The organism is Chryseobacterium sp. ON_d1 (assembly GCF_006829085.1).
GTDB lineage: Bacteria > Bacteroidota > Bacteroidia > Flavobacteriales > Weeksellaceae > Chryseobacterium.
Genome location: NZ_BJTC01000006.1, coordinates 1 through 24,195, shown reverse-complemented (window position 1 = coordinate 24,195; position 24,195 = coordinate 1). Strand labels below are relative to the sequence as shown.

At 37.6% G+C, this 24,195-nt stretch carries 22 protein-coding genes; 6 read left to right on the top strand and 16 right to left on the bottom strand.

Features of this window, described 5'->3' with window-relative positions; genetic code table 11:
• Positions 1-72: 72 nt before the first annotated feature.
• Positions 73-2,853 (top strand): TonB-dependent siderophore receptor, encoded by a 2,781-nt coding sequence (locus tag CRS_RS10555; RefSeq protein ID WP_142724034.1) that lies wholly within the window; start codon positions 73-75, stop codon positions 2,851-2,853.
• A 75-nt stretch (positions 2,854-2,928) separates the two neighbouring features.
• Here the strand turns inward: CRS_RS10555 and CRS_RS10550 are convergent, their stop codons facing one another.
• The 4 genes from CRS_RS10550 to CRS_RS10535 form a co-directional block, all read right to left on the bottom strand.
• The gene (locus CRS_RS10550) at positions 2,929-4,770 is read right to left on the bottom strand and encodes a carbon starvation protein A (protein ID WP_172617035.1); all 1,842 of its coding nucleotides are present in this window, start codon (positions 4,768-4,770) and stop codon (positions 2,929-2,931) included.
• Between the two features lie 192 nt (positions 4,771-4,962).
• Positions 4,963-5,997, bottom strand: a complete 1,035-nt coding sequence (locus CRS_RS10545) for an alpha/beta hydrolase (protein WP_142724033.1) — start codon at positions 5,995-5,997, stop codon at positions 4,963-4,965.
• 21 nt (positions 5,998-6,018) lie between these two features.
• Complete coding sequence (locus tag CRS_RS10540) at positions 6,019-6,402, bottom strand: DUF3037 domain-containing protein (protein ID WP_142724032.1); 384 nt, start codon at positions 6,400-6,402, stop codon at positions 6,019-6,021.
• Positions 6,389-7,162, bottom strand: coding sequence for a HipA family kinase (locus CRS_RS10535; protein ID WP_142724031.1), 774 nt, complete (start codon positions 7,160-7,162; stop codon positions 6,389-6,391). Before CRS_RS10535 ends, CRS_RS10540 begins: the two co-directional genes overlap by 14 nt.
• A 128-nt stretch (positions 7,163-7,290) precedes the next feature.
• Here CRS_RS10535 and CRS_RS10530 point away from each other — a divergent pair, with 128 nt between their 5' ends.
• Positions 7,291-8,133 carry a S9 family peptidase gene (locus CRS_RS10530; protein ID WP_142724029.1) on the top strand — a complete coding sequence of 281 codons (843 nt, stop codon included), beginning with the start codon at positions 7,291-7,293 and terminating at the stop codon, positions 8,131-8,133.
• A gap of 49 nt (positions 8,134-8,182) precedes the next feature.
• The gene (locus CRS_RS10525; RefSeq protein ID WP_142724028.1) at positions 8,183-8,695 is read left to right on the top strand and encodes a hypothetical protein; all 513 of its coding nucleotides are present in this window, start codon (positions 8,183-8,185) and stop codon (positions 8,693-8,695) included.
• A gap of 161 nt (positions 8,696-8,856) precedes the next feature.
• Here CRS_RS10525 and CRS_RS10520 read toward each other — a convergent pair whose 3' ends face one another.
• The 9 genes from CRS_RS10520 to CRS_RS10480 all read right to left on the bottom strand — a co-directional run bounded on the left by CRS_RS10520 (position 8,857) and on the right by CRS_RS10480 (position 19,007).
• Entirely contained in the window at positions 8,857-9,681 is an 825-nt protein-coding gene (locus CRS_RS10520; RefSeq protein ID WP_142724026.1) for a flavin reductase family protein, read from the bottom strand.
• A 197-nt stretch (positions 9,682-9,878) separates the two neighbouring features.
• A complete protein-coding gene (gene fahA, locus CRS_RS10515; RefSeq protein ID WP_142724024.1) occupies positions 9,879-11,126 on the bottom strand; it encodes a fumarylacetoacetase in 1,248 nt (415 codons plus the stop codon).
• Between the two features lie 52 nt (positions 11,127-11,178).
• A complete protein-coding gene (locus tag CRS_RS10510) occupies positions 11,179-11,640 on the bottom strand; it encodes a hypothetical protein (RefSeq protein WP_142724022.1) in 462 nt (153 codons plus the stop codon).
• 69 nt (positions 11,641-11,709) lie between these two features.
• On the bottom strand, positions 11,710-12,840 hold the full coding sequence (gene hppD / locus CRS_RS10505; protein ID WP_142724021.1) for a 4-hydroxyphenylpyruvate dioxygenase: 1,131 nt from the start codon (positions 12,838-12,840) through the stop codon (positions 11,710-11,712).
• Positions 12,841-13,077: 237 nt separating this feature from the next.
• The gene (locus CRS_RS10500) at positions 13,078-13,872 is read right to left on the bottom strand and encodes a hypothetical protein (RefSeq protein ID WP_142724019.1); all 795 of its coding nucleotides are present in this window, start codon (positions 13,870-13,872) and stop codon (positions 13,078-13,080) included.
• A 134-nt stretch (positions 13,873-14,006) separates the two neighbouring features.
• Entirely contained in the window at positions 14,007-15,281 is a 1,275-nt protein-coding gene (locus CRS_RS10495) for an acetyl-CoA hydrolase/transferase family protein (protein ID WP_142724017.1), read from the bottom strand.
• A 516-nt stretch (positions 15,282-15,797) separates the two neighbouring features.
• Positions 15,798-15,983, bottom strand: a complete 186-nt coding sequence (locus CRS_RS10490) for a hypothetical protein (protein ID WP_142724016.1) — start codon at positions 15,981-15,983, stop codon at positions 15,798-15,800.
• 178 nt (positions 15,984-16,161) lie between these two features.
• Positions 16,162-17,673, bottom strand: coding sequence for a succinate CoA transferase (locus CRS_RS10485; RefSeq protein WP_142724014.1), 1,512 nt, complete (start codon positions 17,671-17,673; stop codon positions 16,162-16,164).
• Between the two features lie 182 nt (positions 17,674-17,855).
• On the bottom strand, positions 17,856-19,007 hold the full coding sequence (locus CRS_RS10480; protein WP_142724012.1) for a homogentisate 1,2-dioxygenase: 1,152 nt from the start codon (positions 19,005-19,007) through the stop codon (positions 17,856-17,858).
• A 123-nt stretch (positions 19,008-19,130) separates the two neighbouring features.
• Between CRS_RS10480 and CRS_RS10475 the strand changes: the two genes are divergently transcribed.
• On the top strand, positions 19,131-21,200 hold the full coding sequence (locus tag CRS_RS10475; RefSeq protein WP_172617034.1) for a TonB-dependent siderophore receptor: 2,070 nt from the start codon (positions 19,131-19,133) through the stop codon (positions 21,198-21,200).
• Positions 21,197-21,658 carry a thioredoxin fold domain-containing protein gene (locus CRS_RS10470; protein WP_142724010.1) on the top strand — a complete coding sequence of 154 codons (462 nt, stop codon included), beginning with the start codon at positions 21,197-21,199 and terminating at the stop codon, positions 21,656-21,658. Before CRS_RS10475 ends, CRS_RS10470 begins: the two co-directional genes overlap by 4 nt.
• Before the next feature lie 440 nt (positions 21,659-22,098).
• Here the strand turns inward: CRS_RS10470 and CRS_RS10465 are convergent, their stop codons facing one another.
• Entirely contained in the window at positions 22,099-22,578 is a 480-nt protein-coding gene (locus CRS_RS10465) for a cupin domain-containing protein (protein ID WP_142724009.1), read from the bottom strand.
• A 3-nt stretch (positions 22,579-22,581) separates the two neighbouring features.
• Complete coding sequence (locus CRS_RS10460) at positions 22,582-23,571, bottom strand: NADP-dependent oxidoreductase (RefSeq protein ID WP_142724008.1); 990 nt, start codon at positions 23,569-23,571, stop codon at positions 22,582-22,584.
• Between the two features lie 92 nt (positions 23,572-23,663).
• On the opposite strand from CRS_RS10460, the gene CRS_RS10455 reads away from it, so the two are divergent.
• Positions 23,664-24,050, top strand: a complete 387-nt coding sequence (locus CRS_RS10455; RefSeq protein ID WP_041462152.1) for a helix-turn-helix domain-containing protein — start codon at positions 23,664-23,666, stop codon at positions 24,048-24,050.
• A gap of 55 nt (positions 24,051-24,105) precedes the next feature.
• Here CRS_RS10455 and CRS_RS24810 read toward each other — a convergent pair.
• Positions 24,106-24,195: IS3 family transposase (locus CRS_RS24810; RefSeq protein ID WP_142724007.1), on the bottom strand; the 90-nt coding region annotated here is incomplete at its 5' end.

The following is a 24,195-nucleotide window of genomic DNA, read 5'->3' as shown; positions in this document are numbered from 1 at the left end:
GTTTTTGTAGACTAATAAATAAATTTTACATTTGCACCCTGTAAAAACATAAATGTTATCAAATTCTAAACTATGAATAATAAGAAAACTATTCTTTCGGCCTCTGTTTTATTTTTCCTCGGCGTATTTACTTACGGACAGGAAAAAGACAGTATAAAAACAAATAAAGACAGCATAAAGACCAATAATGTAGAAGAAGTAGTAGTATTGGGTTCAAGGGCCGGAGCCAGGTCTAAAACCGACAGCCCGGTTCCTGTAGATGTATTCAATGTGAAGGAGTCTTCCATAATCCTTCCACAGACCAATATTGGACAAATACTCAATGCTGTGGCACCTTCCTTTACTTCCACGATTCAGACCAATTCTGATGGTACGGACCATCTGGATCCTGCTCAGCTGAGAGGTCTGGGACCAGATCAGGTTTTGGTGCTGGTGAATGGAAAAAGAAGACATACTTCAGCATTGGTGAATGTGAACGGAACACCGGGAAGAGGTACGGTGGGTACTGACCTTAATGCTATTCCGTCTTTTGCCTTAAACAGGATAGAGGTATTGAGAGATGGAGCCGCAGCTCAATACGGATCTGATGCGATTGCCGGTGTTATTAACCTGGATCTGAAAAGAGATACGGGTAAACTGACAGGTCAGATCAGCTATGGTGGTAATCTTACCCCTACGGCCAATGACCATACCGGAGATTTTGACGGTCAGAATATTCAGCTGGATTTGAACTATGGAAATAAAATCGGGACCAAAGGTGGATTCTTTAATATTACCTGGTCTTCACAATTCAGAAATCCTACATACCGAGCGGGTACTGAAAGTGGAAAAATCTATAATGCTTATAATGCCATAGAGCAGCGTGCTTTGAATGATGGAGTCAATTTATCTTCTCTTTTTACCAATATAAATAATACTCCCAATTCACAGCAAATTATTAATTATGTACACCAGTATGCTCAGGGGGTAAACTACTTTAGTGCAGCTCAACTCTCTGATATACAAAATGCAAATACATTCAAAGACATTACTGACGCCTCAGGGAATGTTCTTCAGAAAGGACTTTGGTCTTTACTCAGTGCTGATGTAACAGATCAGGAATTGAGCTACAGAGGACAGACCAGAAAAGATTTTAATATGCAGGTTGGGCAGTCTAAACTGAATAATCATCAGTTTTTTGTGAATGCTGAGATCCCTGTCAGTGACAACTGGAAAGTGTATACTTTTGGTGGATACAGCTTAAGACACGGAACTTCCGGTGGATTTTACAGAAGACCAAGAGAAAGCAGAACCTTTACAGGATTATATCCTAACGGTTACCTTCCACAGATCAGAACGGACATTCAGGATGTTTCATTGGCTGCAGGAATTAAGGGGAAATGGGATGGCTGGAATATTGACTTCAGTAATACTTTCGGACAAAACTCTTTTACATACAACATCGGAAATACAGGAAACACTTCAATGCGCTTTGCTTCACCCAATGAATTCAATGCAGGTGGTTTAAGGTTTTCTCAGAATACCATCAATTTAGATTTCTCTAAAAAATATGATGTATGGGAAGGGATTAACGTGGCCTTCGGAGGAGAGCACCGTTATGAAAACTTTAAAATTAACCAGGGAGAAGAAGCTTCCTATCAGACCTATGACCAGTTTGGAAATATCTGGAACGGAGATCCAAGTCAGAGAGCCACAGACTTTTTCGGACAACCCTTGCCGGGAGGATCACAGGTATTCAACGGGTTTAAACCTGAAAATGCAGTGAATAAAAACAGACAGTCACTAGCAGCTTATGCAGATATTGAATTTAATTTTACCAACTGGCTATTGGTAGATGCAGCGGCGAGATATGAAAACTATTCTGATTTCGGATCAACATTCAATTATAAATTGGCCTCAAGGATCAAAGTCGCTCCTGATTTCAATGTGAGATTTGCTGGTTCTACAGGATTCAGAGCGCCATCCATCCACCAGATTTATTATAATGTAACCTCTACACTGTTTACCAATAATCAACTATTGGAAGTAGGGACTTTCAGTAATGATTCTCAGCTGGCACAACAGCTGAATATGCCAAAGCTGAAGCAGGAAACTTCAAAATCTGCCAGTGTCGGATTTACCTACAGAATTCCGTCAGCAGGGCTTAGTTTCACAGCAGACGGTTATTTTACAAGAATTGATAACCGTATCATTCTTACGGACCAGTTCCTAAAAAAGGACGTGCCTTCTGATGCACAAAAAGAATATGATAAATTAAATGTAAACGGCGCCCAGTTCTTTACCAACGCGATTGATACAGAAACAAAAGGGGTAGATGTTGTGATTTCACACAATCTAAGATTCTCAGGATTTAAATTGGATAACAACTTTGCTATTAATCTTAATAAAACCAAACAGGTAGGAACGGTTCACTCATCAGGATTGTTGCAGTCTCCGGCACTTGAAAAGATTTATTTCTCTGAAAAATCGAGAGTGTATCTGGAAGAAGCTGTACCTAGAGTAAAAGCAAGTCTTTCCCATACTCTTTCATGGAAGAATGCCAGCTTCTATCTGAGAAATACCTATTTCGGAAAAGTAACAGGTGCTGATGTTATTGATGTAAACGGAGACGGAATTATTGATTTTAACGAACATCAGCAGATCGGAGATAAAATCATTACAGATATCTCTGCTGCCTATCAGTTTACCAAAAATTTAGGATTAACTTTGGGGGTCAATAACCTATTTGATATTTATCCAACGAAAAACCTTCCCGCTTCTACAAATAATGATCAGTTCGTTTATTCACGTTCCACTTCTCAGTTTGGACAGAACGGAAGATATGTTTTTGCAAGACTTAATTTCAATTTTTAATATAATAACAGATAATGCTTATAAAAAAACAGTTCAGAATTTCTGAACTGTTTTTCTTTTTATTTAATGTGAATCTTATCTTTCCACAAGCTCCTTCACAGGTTCCCCATAATGATCAATCTCTGTCTTATTGATCTGAAGGAGCTGATACCATTTCCTGAAAGCTCCGATAAAAACAATAAGCATCAGAACCACTGCCGTTACCGCTAAAGCTGCCAGTAAATATTGTCCTTTGGGAATATAAATGGCTGTCACCTGAATGTAACCGGCCCAAAATGTAATCCCTGCCATAAAAACTCCGGGAACAGCAGAACATAAGGCATATTTTCCTCTGTTCATCCTGATCAGCATCGTTGTACTGACAATCAGTCCACAGGCAGCCAATAGCTGATTACTGATTCCAAATAAGGGCCAGATGCTGTTGACATTTCCTGTATACACAAGATATCCCCAGGCAAAAGTGAAAAGAAGGCTGCTGATAATGATTCCGGGAATCCAGTTTTTATCATTGAATTTTGGAACCACAGAACCCAGCATTTCCTGTAAAAAGAAACGTCCCACCCGCGTTCCTGCATCAATCGCTGTAAGAATAAAGACCGCTTCAAACATGATGGCGAAATTATACCAATAGGCTGTCAGCTGATCCATATATGGGATTTTATTGAAAATATGAGCCATTCCCACAGCCAGAGATACGGCACCTCCTGTTCTTCCATAGAGATCAATACCTATTTTCTGTGAGTAATAATCAATATCTACTCCGTGCAGTGAAGGATGTGCAGCAAGGAAAGAGTCATAAGCTTCTTTAGGAGTATTGATTGCAAAATAATCGCCGGGCATCAGTGTACAGGCTGCAATAAGTGCCATTAATGCAACAAATCCCTCCACGAGCATAGCTCCATATCCTACGAAAAGGATTTCTCTTTCTTTATTGAGCATTTTAGGAGTTGTTCCCGTAGCAATCACTGCATGGAATCCCGAAATCGCTCCACAGGCAATTACAATAAAAATAAAAGGAAGTACCGGGCCGCCAATAATAGGACCACCACCATTAACAAAAGCTGTAATGGCAGGCATCTGTATGGTAGGGTGAATAACAATTACACCGATCGCCAGCATAATAATGGTTCCAATCTTTAAATAAGTCGAAAGATAATCCCTTGGAACCAAAAGAAGCCATACCGGTAATACAGAAGCAATAAAACCATACAGAGGAATCGCTATAGAAATTGTTTTAATATCCCATGAAAATAAATTATTCATTGTAGGGTTCTGCATCAGACTGTGTCCGCTGATAATTCCTGCCACCAGAAGAATGCCTCCAAGAATACTCGCAAACAGGACACTGTTCTTTTTGTAACGCATAATCAGGCCCATAATGATCGCAATAGGCATGGTAATGATTACTGTGAAAAGAGACCATGAAGCTTCGTGCATTGCATTGATACAGGCTAATGATAATCCTGCGAGTGTAAGAATAAGAATGAAAAGAATAGCAAATCCTGCAACAGTTCCCGTTGCTTTTCCGATTTCTTTGGAAGCAATGGTAGCAAGGCTCTGCCCTTTATGCCTCACAGAAGCAAAGAGTACAATCATATCATGCACACCACCACCCAGCACACATCCGATCAGGATCCATAATGCACCGGGAAGGTATCCGAACTGTGCCGCGAGAACAGGCCCTACCAATGGCCCGGCAGCAGCAATGGCCGCAAAATGATGTCCGAAAAGCACATTTTTGTTGGTAGCGACATAATCTTTCCCGTCTGCAAACTCGACAGCAGGGGTCATATTCTGATCGTTTAAACGGAGAACTTTATTGGCAATAAAAATACCATAGAACCGGTAAGCAATTGCGAAAATAAGAACAGACACAAATATGAGAGTAAGCGCATTGATATTGTTTAGTGAATCCATATTGCTTGTTTTTATTAGTGAATGATTAAATTATTATTGTTTTTATTGTCAATAGTTTAATCATTAGCCAAGGTAATTAATTCTTAAATAAAAAATACCAATATGTATATCAATCTAGCATATTTATTATTTGTCGTTATTTATTGTATTGATATGTAGTGATTTAATTGTTTTTGCGTAGTTTTATGTATATTATTTCTTCTGGGAAAGAATAAAGTCTACCATTTGATCTGTTATCTTATCAAGATAACCCTTGTCTGTAGTCCCAAAGCCATGGACTCCACCTTCAACCACAATTAAAGAGTTTTGAATTTTTACTCTGTTTAATTTTCTGTGAAGCTTTTTGGATTGACTCAAAGGAACAATTTTGTCATTATTTCCCTGAACAATTAAAGTAGGAACACCACCTGATACGAAATTAACCGGGGATATCGTCTTAAGATAATCTATTGCCCTGTCCTGATCTTTTCTGATATCATATCCGGAAATCCCTTTCACCAGATTTTCCTGTAACCCGACAATTTTTTTGGACATTAGTCCGATCATTCCTACCGGAATTGTCCCTAATCTTGTATGGAAAAGTTTGTTGAGGTCTGCAGGGCCATAATGATCAATTACATAATTTACCTTAGCAGAATAGGATGAAAGCTCAGGATTACCCAAATAAGTATTGTCTGGTGTATAAGCTGCCATCAGAGAAAGGTGAGCTCCCGCTGAAGCTCCGAAAAGGCCGATGTTGCTGGTATCAAAATGATATTTTTCTGCATTTTTTCTGACCCATCTTACAGCGTCTTTGGTATCTTCCAAAGGCAAAGGAAAATGAGTGCTGTCATTTAAAAGCGTATAGTTGATACTGATCACCGCATATTGTTTGCCTATGAGTTTTTTTATAGTCGTTTCAAGATAGTTATCGGCATTAACTATTTTGTCGCCTTCTATCCATCCGCCTCCATGAACGTAGATCAATACCGGAAGTTTTTCATCAGTACTGTTCTTAGGAGTATAGAGATCAAGGGCGAGAGGTTGGCTCTTTCTGTTGGTTTTGTAAACAATATTCTCAGAAACTGTTGCTATTTCAGGAAGTAATGTGCTTTTTACAGCAGGAGCTTTAGTTGGTCTTAATGGTAGGTCTTGTGAAAAAAATAAACTGGAAAAACTTAAAAATGAAATAAAAAACAGGTTTGTGAAAAACCTGTAAATTGATATGTTGTTTATTGATAAATTCATATTAAATTTTTTAAGGATGCTTTATTTTACTAACTCCTCAAAAAGCTTACCAAAAGTAGCATCCAGATCTTTGGATTTTCCCGGATGAGGGCGGGAGGTCTGAACAACAGCACTCCTTACAGCCGTCAGCCATCGGAAACGTTCCGGGATATCAAGCAGCGCAATAGGACCGCCATCTTTATCACCATTCGCAATTTTCTGAAAGCTTTCCAGATTATGGATGATATCGTCATAATCAAGCTTGCTGTGCATCAGCTTAAATTTATCCGGACACAAATAAAACTCTACCCTGATGAACTTTTCTTTTTTAGAAAACATCACCAGTCCGATATTGAAAAATTCTTCTCTTTCAACTTTAGGTACCAGGCGTATTACCGCATATTCATATATTTTATCCTCTTGCATTTTTAGCTTCGTTTACAAAGATTTGAGAATTTTCCAATCTGGTTTTCAAAAACTGAAAATAGATTTCACGAATTTCATCCGGTGTTTCGTCAGCATCATTCCATTGCAGCCAGTCCTCAGGAATCATATTGACAATTTCCCTGAATAATGTTTCGTTCAGAACTTCATGAGCAAACCTGTCTGCTTCATCAAGCATTTTTGCTTTGGGAAGAAGCACATGGTCTTTCACATATTTGAAAGGTGTTCTTGCTGCTGTATCAAAATTCTGCCATGAATGATGAAAGTAGAACGAAGCACCATTATCAATGATCCAGAGTTCTTTATGCCACATCAGCATATTTGTATTTTTAAAAGTACGGTCAATGTTGGTGATAAATGCATCCAGCCATACAATTTTTGAAGCCAGCAGCGGATCCACACTTACTCCGGGATCATAGGTGATAGAACCGGAAAGATAATGCAGTCCAAGATTCAGACCTTCGGAAAATTTCAGCAGATCCTGGATTTCTTCATCGGCTTCTGTTCTGCCGAAATCAGCATCAAGATTGACAAAAACAAGCTCAGGAATTTTAAGCCCTAAAGCTTCGGTAATCTTACCCCCTAAAAGTTCGGATATCAGCATTTTAACTCCATGGCCTGCACCACGGAATTTTAATACATATTTGAAATCATCATCAGCTTCTGCCAGAGCCGGAAGAGATCCTCCTTCTCTCAGGGGCAGAATGTAACGCATCACGGTTACCGTTCTTAAATTCTGCATGAGGCAAAAATAAGGCTATTTTTATAAACTTTAACCTGACTTTAAATAAAAGAAATAAGGAATTGAAGATTTTAAAACAGAGTTTTTTTCATAAATTTCCATTTTAAATGGAAAGAAAAATTTGTTTTATGAATCTGATTACCGAAAATAATATATACCTGGAAAATAAAGAAACAAGAGGTTTTCTTGCAGATGCTTTTTATCAGGATACCGTGCAGAAGCTTCCTTTAGTGATATTTGTTCACGGATATAAAGGCTATAAAGATTGGGGAGCCTGGAGTCTGATGGCTGAAAAGTTTGCGAAATCCGGATTTTTCTTTGTGAAATTTAATTTTTCACATAACGGAACGACAACAGATGATCCACTGAATTTTGGAGATCTTGAGGCTTTTGGCCATAATAATTATTCTAAAGAATTATCTGACCTTAGTGTGGTAATCGATCACTTCAGTAAAGATCCGCATGTGGACGAAGAAAAAATAGTTCTGATAGGACACAGCAGGGGAGGAGGGATTTCCATTATTAAAACATCCGAAGATGAAAGAATCAACGGTTTGATTACATTGGCGAGTGTAGATACATTAGACCGTTTTCCTAAAGGAGAATCTTTTGAAAGCTGGAAAAATAATGGCGTATATTATGCACTGAACGGGCGTACCAGACAGGAAATGCCGCATTATTATCAGTTTTATGAGGATTATGAAAAGGATATTCACCGTTTTGATGTGGAAAGGGCTACAGAAATGGCCAAAGCCCACTTGCTGATTATTCATGGAACAGAGGATGAAGCAGTAGAAGTAAAACAGGCTGAGCATCTACATCTTCTTCACCCGAATTCCGAACTTTTTCTGATTGAAAATGCCAACCATACTTTCGGAGCAAAAGAACCATGGACAGAAAATGATTTACCCAAAGATCTGAATACTGTAACCGAAAAATGTATTGATTTTATCAAAGAAAAATTGAAATAAAACATTTAAAAACACGTTATTATAAATGAACCACCATATCAGTATCATTATGAAAAAAATTATTGCAGGCGCATTTGCACTTTCACTATGTCTTGTTTCGTGTAAAAAAGAAACAAAAACAGAATCTTCTGTAAGCACTACAGATACTCTTACTACGGCGATGCCTCCAGACACTGTCTCAACTCCAAAAAATGATTCTGTTGCATCACCATCTCCCTCTGCTCCGGCTCCTGATAATATTATCACCAAGAATGTGGGTAAATATCCACATGATATTAAATTCTTTGAAGATAAGGGGATATCAGAAAGACTGAAAAAACTGGCAGGATCCCAATACGATGAAATGGTGAAGAATTTCAATGTGGAAGGCCCTATTGCATCAGAGAATGGAATTTATAAACTGACAGGCTGTAAGCAGCACGACTGCCCGGGATATGCTACAAGCATTTATTATGATGCCAAAAATGATAATCTGAATGTTTCTATTGATAAAAATGGCAAGATAACAGACTTTGCTGAAAAAGGAAAAATTACTATTTCTGAATCGTTGAAAGCAAAATAAGAAAGGGAGCTGGAAGACAGAAGCTGGGGTAATGGCATTCCAACATCTATTGAAATCAAAAATAGTTATAAAACTGTAAGTTACTTAAGTTTTTATAAACTTCCAGCCTCTAACTTCCATTATAAAATAAAAGAAGCCTGAAATTTCAGGCTTCTTTTATTTTATTTAATGGTCAAAACGGTCCATGCTTCTTCAACTTTACTTTCCAGAAGTAATCTCTGGGCATCAAGGTGAATGTTTTCATCAGCATGAAAGTCTCCGGCAGGTAATATTTCGGTATTGGCAAGCATTCCAAGGTCATTTCCTGTAAATACTTTGCTGTATTTTATGGCATCCGGGAGCTGATCAAAACCGATTCCTTTTGTTACCAAAGGTTTTGGTACTTCAAAGAGACTGCTCTCATTGCTTCTCGAATACCAGTTACTGCCTAAACGGGCTACCATATCCAGTTTTTTCTGATCCAGATTTCCGGCTTCGTTCAGGTATTCTTCCCTGATATGAATTTTCAGAACTTCACAGATGACAAGGTTTCCTGCGCCACCCTGATCACCTAATGGTTTTACCTCTAACACTTTACATTCAAAATTAACAGGACACTCTTCTATCAGTCTAGGCTGTACAAGGTCTGCATCTTTCATCGTAAGACCGGATTTGATAAATTCATTGACTCCGGTTTCATATTCTGTAGAGGCTAAAGATATCTGCTGTACAATCGGGAAATTCACTGTTCCTATTACTACTTCAGGCACTTCAAGAACGTTTTCCAGTGTATGCTTAGTGGTATTGTCACGTACTCTTCTCGATGGTGAAAAAATCAGAACCGGAGGAACTGTACTGAACATATTAAAAAAACTGAATGGAGATAAGTTACTGTTACCGTCTTTGTCCACAGTAGAAGCCAGTGCAATCGGGCGCGGTGAAACGGCTGTCTGCATAATGGTCTGTAGCTGTACAGAGGTTATCTCTGAGGGGATTACTGTTTTCATGTTTTTGGTTTTAACACTTAATTTAACTTAAGTATTCAAATGATATTAAAAAGGTGCTTCGACTCCGCTTAGCATGACACTTCTAATATTAACTGTTTAACAGCATATCTCTAGCAGTGTCATACACTAAACCTTATAGGTTTTCAAAACCTATAAGGTTTAATAGTTATTGTGCAAAGTTAAAATTTAAATAAAAATTAAAGTGTCGGAATAAGTTTACCTGAAACTTCCCCGAAGCCTACTCTCACACCATCTTTTTCAGCCCATGCTTTCATGGTAACCGTATCATTGTCTTCAATGAATTTTCTCTCTTCTCCGTTGCTTAATGATAAAGGATTTTGGCCTCTCCATGTAAGCTCAAGCATAGAACCGAAAGATTTCGGATCACTTCCGGAAATAGTTCCGCTCGCATACATGTCACCTACTTCTACGTTACAACCGTTTACGGTGTGGTGTGCAAGTTGTTGGGTCATATTCCAGTACATATGTTTGTAGTTGCTTTCGCAGATCAGGTTTTGCTCGCCGTTTTCTGGCTTGATGTATACTTCAAGATTGATATCGTAGTTTTTATCACCCTCAAATTTTAAATAATCTAAAACTTCAGGATCCTGTACAGGAGAAGCTGTTCTGAATGGTTCCAGAGCTTCAAGGGTAACCACCCATGGAGAAATGGATGAACCGAAATTTTTAGCAAGGAATGGCCCCAGCGGAACATATTCCCATGATTGGATATCTCTTGCAGACCAATCGTTAAAAATGACCATTCCGAAGATAGCATCTTCTGCGTCTTTGGTAGAAATACTTTCTCCCATCTCCGTATTTTTATTGATGATAAATGCCATTTCCAGTTCGAAATCCAACTGCTTGCATGGTCCAAAAACGGGTTTATCTGTATCAGCAGGTTTCATCTGACCTTTCGGACGGTTGATTTCTGTTCCGGAAACAACAATTGAGGATGCTCTTCCGTGGTAACCTACCGGTAAATGTTTCCAGTTAGGTAATAAAGCATTGGCCGGATCACGGAACATTTTTCCAACATTGGTAGCGTGTTCAATACTGCTATAGAAATCTGTGTAGTTAGGAATATGAACAGGCATCATCATTTTTACTTTATCCAGATCATAGAATGCTTCTTCAATCGTTTTCTGGTCTTTTGATAAAGTTGACCCTTCCTGCAATAGAGCCTGGATTCTGGTACGAACGGCGTTGGTAACCGGTTTCCCCAGTTCGATAAATTCGTTGATGGTATATGCTTCAAAAACATTATCGTCCAATCCTTCGATATCTTCGAAATAGCCAAGATCATACAAGGTAGCCAGATCAATGACCTGATCTCCGATTCTTGTACAGCATCCGATGTATTCTTTATTAAAAACTGCGACTCCGAAAGGAATATTGTGTATAGAAAAATCCGAATTTGAGGAATAGTCTACAAATGATTTCATAAGTTTAGATTTTAGTTAGATTAAATATCATCCGGAGCATTCCCCGGAACATTTATTTTGTCTTTTTTGAGTAAGAGGCTTCGTCTATCCATCTGTCTCTGGTATTGATATCGATGAGGTACAGGATATTATCCTGCTGGGTCAGCAATAACGTCTTGGTGACTGGCATTGGGATTTTTTTATTCTCAAGCATATCTGCTCTTAAAGAAATAATATTTTTTTTCCTGATGATATCACCTGTGAAAACATTGGAGCTGCTTTCTCCTGTTGCTTTATCATCAAAAACTTCTACATAAGTGGCATTATTTCCTTTGATAATAATAAAGTCCCTTTCTGTATGATCGGTTTCATCTTTAATGAAGACGAATTTTTTGCTGTCAATATTTACATTTTCAAGATGCTGATTGATGCCTTTTCTTTGTTCAAGTCGGTTGAGAATTTCGTTCAGTGTTCCGTATTGAGCTTTAAGCCCTAATGCTCCCAGAAGGAAAATTCCAATTAAAAGTTTTCTCATATACTGTGTTTTATAAAAAAGTTTTGCCAGAATACTATATTCTGACAAAACCTATATTGTAAATGTAAATTAAAGATTACCTCTTCTTTCCTGCTCTCTTTCTAATGCTTCGAATAAAGCTTTGAAGTTTCCGGCACCAAAACTCTGTGCGCCGTGTCTTTCAATAATTTCGAAGAATAGAGTAGGACGGTCTTCTACAGGCTTCGTAAAGATCTGTAATAAATAGCCTTCTTCATCATGATCAATAAGTATACCTAACTCCTGAAGTTTTTTAAGATCTTCATCAATATGGCCTACTCTTTCAGGAACCATGTCATAATAAGCTTCAGGTGGAGCAGAAAGGAACTCAACACCACGTTTTTTCAGTTCGGTTACAGTGTGGATAATATCCTTTGTAGCAACAGCGATGTGCTGTACACCTTCACCTTCATAGAAATCAAGGTATTCTTCTACCTGAGATTTCTTTTTACCTTCTGCCGGCTCATTGATCGGGAATTTAGCATATCCGTTTCCGTTTGACATTACTTTAGACATCAATGCAGAATACTCTGTGTTGATCTGTTTATCATCAAAAGAAAGGATATTTACAAATCCCATTACTTTTTCATACCATTCTACTGTCGGGATCATTCTGTTCCAGTCAACATTTCCTACACAGTGGTCTACGTATAACAAGCCTGCTTCTTCAGGGTTATAATCACTTTCCCATTTTTCGTAACCAGGCATGAAAGCTCCATTATAATTTTTTCTTTCTACAAACATATGAACGGTTTCTCCATAGGTGTAGATTCCGGACATTCTTACCTCACCATGCTCATCAGTTAACGTTACAGGCTCTAAATATGGTTTTCCGCCTCTTTTAGTTGTTTCTTCGAAAGCTGCATAGGCGTCATCTACCCAAAGTGCCAAAATTTTTACTCCGTCACCATGTTTTTTTACGTGTTCACTGATAGGAGAATCAGACTTAAGTCCTGTTGTTAATACCAATCTGATTTTTCCCTGTTGAAGCACATAAGATGCACGGTCTCTTACTCCTGTTTCAGGACCGGCATAAGCTACAGACTGAAAACCGAAAGCGGTTTTGTAATAATGGGCAGCCTGTTTTGCATTTCCTACATAAAACTCAATATAATCTGTACCGTTAATCGGCAAGAAATTTTCTGCTTGAGCTATTTTCTCGGCAAATGTAAGTGTTGACATATTTTCTCTTTTACTTTTATTTTATTGGTATGCAAATTACAAAAAACTTGGACATTGCGAAAATATTACTTCGGATTCATTGAAGATATTTAACATAATGTTAAAGAAAAGTTTACTTAAGTATATTTAAGTTTCTTACGTTTAAAATCGTCTACCTACATTTGTTATACAAAATACAAGTGAGAAAAAATATTTCGAAACATGAAAGCCGTAGATACTCTCTGCGGCTTTCTTATTTTAGATGGTTTCTATTTTTCTGTTAAGCATTCCGGCATCGGGATTATAATTGTCCCAGATTTTCCAGGAGTCATTTACTTTCCGTATAAAGTAGATCTGGGTACTCAGCTGATTTACAAAATGCTCTTCTCCGGTTTCTCCTACTTTGAACAACAGGTTCCAGAATTCCTGGGATTCCAGGATTTTCTTATCCGGTTCATCAGTAACGACATGAATGTCAAAAACTTCGTAGTTGGATCTGTTGTTTTTAGTTACCAGATGAAAATCTTTATCACACAATTCTTTGCTAAATTGTGAAACCCGTTCTAAAAATGGAGAATCATCAAAAACCAGTTCTTTAAACAGGCTGGTGTTATGATCAGGAAACTGCTTGCAGAACTCAAAAGCGGTAGCACAATAGTCGTAAACCATCTGTATAATGGATGAAATTTCATCAGTTTCCCGGTTGTCATCTTCTTTTTTATGTTTGATCGTCAGTATGTAATCATTGAGATCTTTATATCCTAAGAAAATACATATTTTATCCAATGTTTTTAAAAACCTGAGATCACTATGGGTTTTATCCTGATAATCATTTTCAAAGAAACGCTGCAGAGTGACATGGGAAATGGTATTTCCGATTTCGAATTTTTTCCCTCCCTTCAGTTCTTCTGCTTCCGAGAGTTCATCTTTAATAATTTCGGAAAGAATAATATAATGGCTTCTCTTCCACTCATTCACATTCCCCAAAACAGAATTTCTTACTTTCGAATGCTTTACAACTTCTTCTCGTATCGAATTATATATAGTTTTCAATTTCCTTGTTTTTGAAAGAATTTTATCAAAAATACTGCCAAAATATTAGCACTTTTTTTATGATTTTATACATTCAGGCGTAATGTTTTATGTTTTTAGATACAAAAACAGCCTGAAATTCTTTGATTTGACTGTCACTGTTTGAATCTTTCAAAGGCAGCTCTTTCCAGCATTTCCCTGTCATCCGGATGGGCGATGCTGATAAGTTCCTGTGCTCTCTGACGAAGATTTTTTCCGTATAAATATGCCGTTCCGTATTCTGTAACTACATAATGAATGTGTCCTCTTGTTGTTACCACCCCGGCTCCCTGTTTCAGGAAAGGAACAATTCTGGAAATCCCCTTTTTGGTTCTCGCAGTGATTGCAATAATGGGTTTTCCGTCGTCACTTAAAGCGGCACCACGCATGAAATCCATTTGTCCTCCGATTCCACTGTACTGCAGTGTTCCGATAGAGTCGGCGCAAACCTGTCCTGTAAGGTCTATTTCAATGGCAGAATTAATGGCCACCATTTTTTTGTTTCTCATAATATTAATCGGAAAATTGACCTCACTTACATCTCTGAAAGCAAATACGGTGTTGTCGTCCACATAATCGTAGAGTTTCCTGGTTCCGAAGCAGAAACTTGTAATGGTTTTATTATCGTTGTAACCTTTGTATTTGTTGTTAATCACATCATTCTGGATTAAGTCGATAACACCATCACTCAACATTTCTGTATGAATTCCGAGGTCTTTATGATTGGTAAGACATTTCAGCACTGCATCAGGAATAGTTCCGATACCCATCTGAAGAGTAGATCTGTCTTCAATGAGTTCAGCAACATTTTTTCCGACCAGCATTTCTTCAGGACCCACTTTTGAGCCGTAATCTACCGTAGGAAGTTCTTCCTCATGCCAGACCAGTTTATGAATTCTGCTGATATGGATCATTCCGTCCCCATGTGTTCTCGGCATTCTCGGATTGACAGTGGCCACAATGATTTTTGCTGTATCTACTGCTGCTCTTGCAATATCTACAGAGGTGCCCAATGTACAAAAGCCGTGTCTGTCCGGTGGAGAAACGGTAACCAGAGCTACGTCCAGCGGTAAAATATTTTTTCTGAATAAAATAGGAATTTCACTTAAGAATACTGGTACAAAGTCTCCTCTGTCGGAATTTACGGCATCACGTACAGGAGTGGAAACAAACAAAGAATTGATAAAAAAACTGTTTTTGTATTCTGGTTTTGCAACTTCCACATTCCCCTGTTGGGTAATAGAAACCATCTCCACATTTTGCAGTCTGCCAGCTTGTCTTGCCAGTTCATCGATCAGGTAGTTAGGAGTACAGGCGCTACCGTGAAAAAAGACACGGTTTCCGCTTTTTACCGTATATATTGCTTCTTCTGCGCTGATGTAATTATTCATATTTTATCTTTTTAACAGGGTGTCAATCGTGTTTCTCACTTCATAAAATACCTCTCTTATTTCAAAGATAATCTTTATAATAATATCCTTTTCAAATATTTTAAAGTTATTGAAAAGACTTTTATCATCTTGTAAAAAACAAATAAATAGTGAAAGGTTAGGATTTAATTTTTTTGATATTTAGTGATTTGTTTGCTTTTTTTTATAGTGGGTCATTAATTAGACTTAGTTCGGAATAAGAAGAATAGAAATAGAATTTGGGATTAAAAGTTATTGCTTTAATCAGTTGAAGCTTTTAGCCTGATCGTATTTGCTTATTAAAAAAAAGCCGTCATTCAACTTGAAGAAAGTAAATGACGGTCTATTATTTTTAACTTTACTTAAACCTGACTCAGTTTAATTAGAATAAAATATTTTTTAAGAATCTGATAATTTATACAAAAGTTATATTCATCGCTTACAGTAGTTTTTGATAAGCTAATTTATTAATGCGACGATTATACTTTTAGCATCATATTATAGACCATAAAGTCTTTTACATACACATACTGTATGAGATGAATTTTCTGGATTAGCACAAAAATCTTCGGGAATTGCTTCTACAAATTGATTCATAAGTTGTAAACAAACAACGCGGGTAGGATTATCTCCTCCTTTTACATTTTTTAACTCGTTTCTCTTCATTTTTTTAAGATTTTTCATAGATAATTGTATTTAGTTTTTTCCTACTCATATAGCTTTTCGGATTACGCTTTTTAAAATCTTTTAAATATAAAAATTAATTCCGATATATATGGTTCATTCTAAAAAGCCGTCATTCACTCGAAGAGAGTAAATGACGGCCAGTTATTTTTTAATTTTTCTTAAAACTAATCTCAGGTTAATTAGAAATTTCAACCGATTTTTTCTGTTTCATACTTCCTGTTTCAGAAAATCTCAGATGCCAGCTGAAAGATTCTTCCAGCAGGTGAGGTGTATGTCCCCCTCTTTCGCAGGCTCTGTCGAAATAGGACTGGAGTTCTTCTTTATAATCAGGATGAACACAATTGTCAATAATTTTCTGGGCTCTTTCTCTAGGAGCCAGTCCTCTTAAGTCTGCCAATCCGATATCCGTTACCAGAATATCAACGTCATGTTCTGTATGATCTGTATGAGAAACCATGGGAAGGACATGCGAAATGTTGTTGCCTTTTGATGCGGCCTGAGTCACGAAAATACTTAGATAGGCATTTCTCGCAAAGTCTCCGGAGCCTCCGATTCCATTCATGATTTTTGTTCCTCCGATATGGGTAGAATTCACATTTCCATAGATGTCAAACTCAATAGCTGTATTGATTGCGATAACTCCCAATCTTCTGATCAGTCCCGGTGTATTGGAAATATTCTGAGGTCTTAAAACGAATTTGTCTTTATATTTTGAAAGATTTCCTAAAACTCTTTCATAGCATTCCTGAGAAACGGTAATGGACGATGCCGAAGCAAAGCTCAGTTTACCGGAATCGATCAGATCAAATGTACTGTCCTGAAGTACCTCGGAAAACATGGTCAGATCATAAAAATTACTGTCTTTGAAACCTGTCAGAACAGCATTGGCTACTTTACCGATACCGGCCTGAAGGGGAAGTAAGCGGTCTGTAAGGCGACCCAAAAGAACTTCGTTTTCAAAGAATGCAAGAAGGTGTTTAGCAATGGCTGTTGTTTTTTCGTCTGGTTCTGCAATATCTGCCGGGCTGTCTTTACGGTTAGTAAAAACAATGGCTTCAATTTTATTGGGGTCAACGGGAATGCTTTTTCTTCCGATTTTATTCCAAGGAGCTACAATTGGGATAACATTTCTGTAAGGATAATCTTCTGCCTGGTAAATGTCATGGATTCCATAGACTTCTTCCGGAACTTCTGTATTGATTTCAATAATGACTTTTTTTGCCAAAGCTGCAAAGGTTACCGAATTTCCTACAGAAGTGGTAGGAACAATGCTTCCGTCTCTTTCAATATAGGCTGCTTCAATAATGGCTACATCTATGTTTTGGAGGTTTTTGGTGTGAAGAAGCTCGGCACTTTCACTTAAATGCTGATCAATGAAGAGAATTTCTCCGTTGTTGATTTTGTTTCTTAGGATAGGATCTACCTGGAAGGGCATTCTTTTTTTCAGGACATTGGCTTCTGCCAGTTTCCCGTCTGTACCGTGCCCCAGTGAAGCTCCGGTCATTAGGGTGATCTTGAGATCTTCTGTTTTTCCTCTTTCTGCAAGTGCCGGCAAAATAGCTTTGCTGTCACCTGCTTTTGTAAAACCGCTGGACCCGATGGTCATGCCGTCTTTAATCATTTTTACAGCGTTTTCAGCTGTTGTTACCTTTTGGTGTAGACTTTCTAATCTGATTCTTTCTAACATGTAATATTGATTTTGTTTTAAACCACCATTACTTAGGATGCGTCATGAAAAATAATGATGGCTAATATGTTAACCATACCTTACAAATTTACGAAAAAAGACGCTTTAAATAAAGGATTTAAAGCGTCTTTTGTATGTATTCAGTAATACTTTTTCGATTAAAAGAAAAGTATTTTAATGTTTTATTCCAGCCATGAAGTTTTATAAGATGGATCTTCTACTTTCAAAGCTTCTTCAGTAATTTTTAAAGGGCGGAAAGGGTCTACCATTACAGCATATTCTTCCGTGAATTTTTTACCGATACTTCTTTCCATAGCACCAGGGTGTGGTCCGTGTACAATGCCTCCCGGGTGAAGGGTAAAATCCATGAGATCAATATGGTTACGGCTCATGAAATCACCTTCCGTATAGAACAATACTTCATCAGAATCAATATTGGAGTGGTTATAAGGAGCAGGAATTGCCTGTGGATGGTAGTCATACATTCTTGCACAGAATGAGCAGACTACGAAATTGTGTCCTTCAAAATTCTGGTGAACCGGTGGCGGTTGGTGAATTCTTCCGGTAATCGGTTCGAAGTTTTTAATATTGAATTTATAAGGATAAAAATAGCCATCCCAGCCCACTACATCAAACGGGTGTGTTGCGTAGATGAAATCTGTAATCTGGTTTTCTTTTTTTACTTTGATCAGGAATTCTCCTTTTTCATCGATCGGTTTTTTGAAAGCTGGAGCGATAATATCTCTTTCGCAGAATGGAGAATGTTCCAGAAGCTGCCCGAATTCATTTCTGTATCTTTTCGGAGTGTAAATAGGAGAGTGGCTTTCTAAGACAAAAAATACGGTATCATCAGACTTCAGCTCCACCTGGTAGATCGTTCCTCTCGGAATAATAAGATAATCTCCCGTTACGAACTCAAGATCTCCTACAAATGTTTTCAAAATTCCGGTTCCGTTATGAACGTATAAAAGCTCATCACATTCTGCATTTTTGTAGAAATAATCCATCGATTTTCTCGGCTTTGCCAATCCCATTTTCAGGTCACTGTTCATCAAAAGGATCTTTCTGCTGTCCATAAAGTCGTCCTCAGGTGTGACATTCATTCCCTTAAACATTCTTGGAGTGATGTTTTTTTCCACAGCGATTTTAGGAGTGACATCTTTCGGCTCACCGATAGATTTGATCTGAGTAGGGCGGTGGATATGATATAGCAGAGAAGAAATACCATGGAAGCCTTCCGTACCGAAAAGCTGCTCATAGTAAAATTTATCTTCCGGAGACTTAAAGATCGTATGCCTTTTTGGTGGGATATTTCCCGATTGATGATATCTCATTTTACTTTCATATGTAGTTTCTCAAATTTAATCATTTTTCATGAATTGGATGAATCTATATTTTTCAGTCAAAGTTTTGTATTTGAAAAATAATTGTTAGATTTGTCTAACAATTTTAATTTCATGAAGCGAATATTATTTTCTGTCATTTTTTTATCAACTTATTGTTTTGCGCAGGAGACCGACAGCTTGAGTTTACAGCAGACTAAAATCCAGGATTCAGTGAAAGTGAGGAAGAAGGAATTTAAGACAAGTAACATCGAAGATGTAGTGGTGACCGGTACTATAAAACCCATGAGCAGATCCAAAAGTCCCGTGGCAGTGGAGATCTACAGTCAGAAATTTTTTCAGAAAAATCCGACTCCCAGTATTTTCGAGGCTATTGCAATGGTGAACGGGGTAAAACCTCAGCTGAACTGTTCTGTGTGCAATACAGGAGATATTCATATCAACGGACTGGAAGGACCTTATACGATGATCCTGATTGATGGAATGCCGATTGTAAGTTCACTTTCCACTGTTTATGGACTGAGCGGAATCCCTAATAGCTTGGTGGATAGAATAGAAGTGGTAAAAGGCCCGGCGTCTTCCATTTACGGTTCTGAAGCCATGGGAGGAGTGATTAATATTATCACTAAAAATGCTTTGACCGCTCCCAAGCTGAGTGTAGATCTGATGACCAGCACATGGAGTGAGAATAATCTGGATCTTTCTACGAAGTTTAATGTGGGCAAGAATGCAGCTTCATTATTAAGTTTGAATTATTTCAGTTTTCAGGAAAGGATAGATCAGAATAAAGATAATTTTACGGATGCTACATTGCAAAGCAGGATTTCGGTTTTCAACAAATGGAATTTTAAAAGAAAAGAAAACAGACAGGCCAGTTTTGCGATGAGATATCTGTATGAAGACCGTTTTGGGGGAGAAATGCAGTGGAACAAATCTTTCCGTGGAAGCGATGAAGTGTATGGAGAAAGTATTTATACCAACAGAGCAGAGGTTTTCGGGTTGTACGAATGGCCGATGAAGGAACATATTGTTACTCAGTTTTCTTACAATTATCATGATCAGAATTCATTTTATGGTACCAATCCGTTCAATGCGACACAAAAGGTAGCTTTTGTGCAAACCTATTGGGACAGAAGTTTTGGTAAGCATGATATCACTGCCGGACTTACTTTCAAAAGAACTTATTATGATGATAATACACCAGGAACATTGGCTGCAGACGGTATCACGAATGCGCCGATGAAATCTCCGATCTGGGGTGCGTTTATCCAAGATCAGTGGGAGATCAATGAAAAAAATACCATACTGCTCGGATACAGATATGATTATGATAAAGTGCATCATTCCGTACATTCACCGAGATTTGCATGGAAATTCAATCCTAATCCATATCATACCTTACGTTTCAACTTTGGAACCGGTTTCAGGGTGGTGAATCTGTTTACGGAAGATCATGCAGCGCTTACAGGCTCAAGGGAGGTTGTGGTAAAATCGGACCTGAAACCGGAAAGATCTGTCAACGGAAATCTGAATTATATCTGGAAAATTCCGTTAGGAAACCGTTTGCTGAATCTTGATGCTTCCGCATTCTATACGTATTTCAGCAATAAAATCGTAGGTGATTTTGATTCTGATCCTGATAAAATCATTTATGACAATCTTCACGGATACGGAATTTCAAGGGGCGCTTCCCTGAATGTGGATTTTAGTTTTCAGTTTCCTTTGAGTGTTAATCTGGGAGTGACCTATCTGGATGTGTATCAGAAATTTGATAATGAAAATCAAAAGACACAACAGCTGCATGCCCCGAAGTGGAGTGGTACTTATAGCCTGACCTACAAGTTTGCGAATAATCTGACCATTGATTTTACAGGACAGTTTTACGGACCAATGCGGCTTCCTGTTCTGGTAAATGACTTCCGTCCGGAATATTCACCATTTTATTCTCTGGCTAATATTCAGGTGTCTAAGAGCTTTAAATCAGGATTTGAGGTGTATTGCGGAATGAAAAACCTGTTCAATTTCAGACCTAAAGATCCTCTGATGAGACCATTTGACCCATTTGATAAACATGTTGATGATCCCATCAATAATCCTAATCATTATACTTTTGATACGGCATATGGCTATGCACCGATGCAGGGAATAAGAGGTTTCCTGGGAGTAAAATATACTTTGAAATGAAAAAATTGGCTTTATTTTTAATGTTAGTGCCCTGTTTTTGTCTGTCTCAGATGAAGACAGGCACTTTTTCTGATCTTGAGGTTTTGCAGAAAGTAAATCCGAAGCCGGTAGTTATTCACCTTTATACGGATTGGTGTGCGGTCTGTAAAATTGAAACTTTCCGTTTGAATAAAGATAAAGAGCTGGTTAATATAATGAATGAACATTTTTATTTTATCAATTTCGAGGCAGAGAAGACAAAAGAGAAAATTCATTTCCAACATCAGAATTTTGAATATCTGCAGAATGGAAATTCGGGAATTCATAAGCTGGCGCTGGCTTTGTCAAAAAATAAAAATCAGCCTGTGTATCCTTTGTGGGTATTTCTGGATAAGCATCAGAATCTGGTGTATTATCAGGAAGGGCAGATGACGCCTGAAAAAATGAAGCAGAAACTGTTGGAAATTTCTGCTTTATAAATTGGAAGGTTTTTGTTGGAAAACGCAAAGTTGTTTTTATTTCCCGCAGATTATACAGATAACGCAGATGTTTGAGTAAAAAAAAATCTGCAAAATTTGCTTTATCTGTGTGAGTTAAGGTTTCTGAATTTTGTTGGAAAACGCGAAGGCGCAAGTTTTTTCTTTGGTGATATTTTTAAGTCGCAAAGATTTTATCTGCGATAAAATTGTATATTCCTAATACTATATGGATTAATCTTTGCTGAAAATCTTTGATTTTCTTGCGCCATAAAACAACTTATTGTTTATTTTTTCTTTGCGACTTTGCGTTTTCCCAACTTTAAAAGTCTTTTTTATTTCCCACAAATTACACAGATCCCATAGATTTTTTTCTTTAACGAATTTTAAAATGAGTAAGAACTATTCCAATCTTTAAATTTTTAAATCATTAAATCTTTCAATTATTCTAACTGACCACTTGCATCGATCAGCACAGCCAGCTGAATACAAGGCTCATGAGAGCGGTTGCTCCATGCATGATCCGTTCCTCTCTGGATAACGATGTCGCCAGGTTTCAAAAGCGTTTCTCCTTCTTCCATGATGAGGTAAAGTTCGCCGGAAAGAATAATGATATAATCCAGTGTTGGCGTTTGATGCATCATCGGATGAGGTTTGTTCTTTTTCCACTCTACGCCTAAATCTTTATCTGGCGGAACCACCACATATCTGAAATAAGTGCCATTTTTAGGCGTTTGCGGAAATCCTGTATTGGGAATTCTGATTTCAAAGTCTAAGCTTGCCGGCATTGTCTGAGTATTCCATACATCCGAAATGATAAGTCCTGGAAAATGTTCCACCGCGTTTTCTACTTGCTGATCCTCTATAATAACGGATTTTCCATCTTTTATTCCTGTTACGATCCGTCTTGGTATTTTGTTCATAGATTAATGTTTCATGATTAGTTTGTGACCCTGGGTCTGGTTATTTTTTAGAATGGAATGTGCCTGCATAACAGTATCCAAAGAAAGGGTTCCAACTATTTTATATTGTGGAGGGGGAATTGTTTCATTCTCGATAAGTTTCTTTATTTCAAATAAGCTGTTTTTATAGTAATCATATTTTTTGATCTTCCCATAAGCATAATTGGAGATATTCATAATCATAGTTCCTTTATTGAACAGGGCTTCATGAGCATCTTTAGTGACTAAAGCGGTCACATCTACATAGGTTCCGTTAATTTTCAAAACCTCTGCGGTCACTTCAGACATATAGTTTCCCACCAGATCAATTCCATATTCGAAAGGTTGATCATTATTGGCTTTTAGAATATTACCGATTAGATTTTCTTCTTTATAGTTGATGATCTGATGATTTTTCAATCCCAGATTGAGAAGAATCTGTCTGTTTTCCTCGCTGCCAACCGTGGCTGTGATCTGTTGGATATTATGTGCTAATAAAATTTTGATCAGAAATGAACCGACTCCTCCGGTTGCTCCTGTTACTAAAACTGTATTTTCGGAGTTTAATTTCAAACGGTTAAAGATCTGTAAAGAAGTAAGCCCTGCTGAAGGAATGGCAGCCGCCTGCTCAAACGAAATATTGTTTGGTTTAAAAGAAACAATGGCCTCGGGAACGCTTATGTACTCTGCATAAGTACCGTTACTTCCCATAGAACCGCTTCCACAATAGACTTCGTCCCCAATATTGAATGCTGTAACCTCTGAACCTATATCAACTACAATTCCGGATAATTCTCTTCCTAATATCGGGGAACTGATCAGTTTTCGTTCCAGTTCATTTTCCAGCATCTGATAATCGATGGGATTGAAACCACTTGCTTTAATATGGATTAAAACTTCATTGCTTTTGGGTTTTGGCTGCTCTACCAGTGCGTTTTCCAGTGTTCCGTTCTTATTTAAAATAACTGCTTTCATTATTGTTAATTTGATACACAAATGTAAAAAGGGAATAGTTTATATTTGCTACTAGTTAACCAATGGTAACTAGTTACCTTCATGAAACTATTATGGCAAAAATTATTGAAAACGGTATCGAAAGAGAAGCAAGCTGTACAGAAGAACTGTTTGCAATGCGTGACAGTCTGGATGTTTTGGGAGGAAAATGGAAACTGATGATTTTACGGTATCTGACGAACAGACCGGATCAGATGATTCATTTTAAAAAGCTGGAACGCAGTATTGAAGGGATCTCTGCAAAAATGCTGAGCAAAGAATTAAAAGAGCTGGAAACCAATCTCCTGATCACAAGAACCATTCAGGATACAAAACCTATTACGGTAACCTATGCTGTCACAGAATATGGAAAATCTGTATTTCCGGTAACAGAAACATTAGTCAATTGGGGAATCCTTCATCGTGAGAAAATCAAAGAATCAATGAGTTCTTCTGCATAATAAATCAAAAAAAATCCTCAGGCTCATTAGACTGCACCCAAAAGTTTAGACAAAATTAAACAATATTATTATATGAAAGAGTTCGGTACTGTACCGGACTCTTTCCTTTTAGATTAAGTCTTATCCTGTCGTTATTGTAATAATT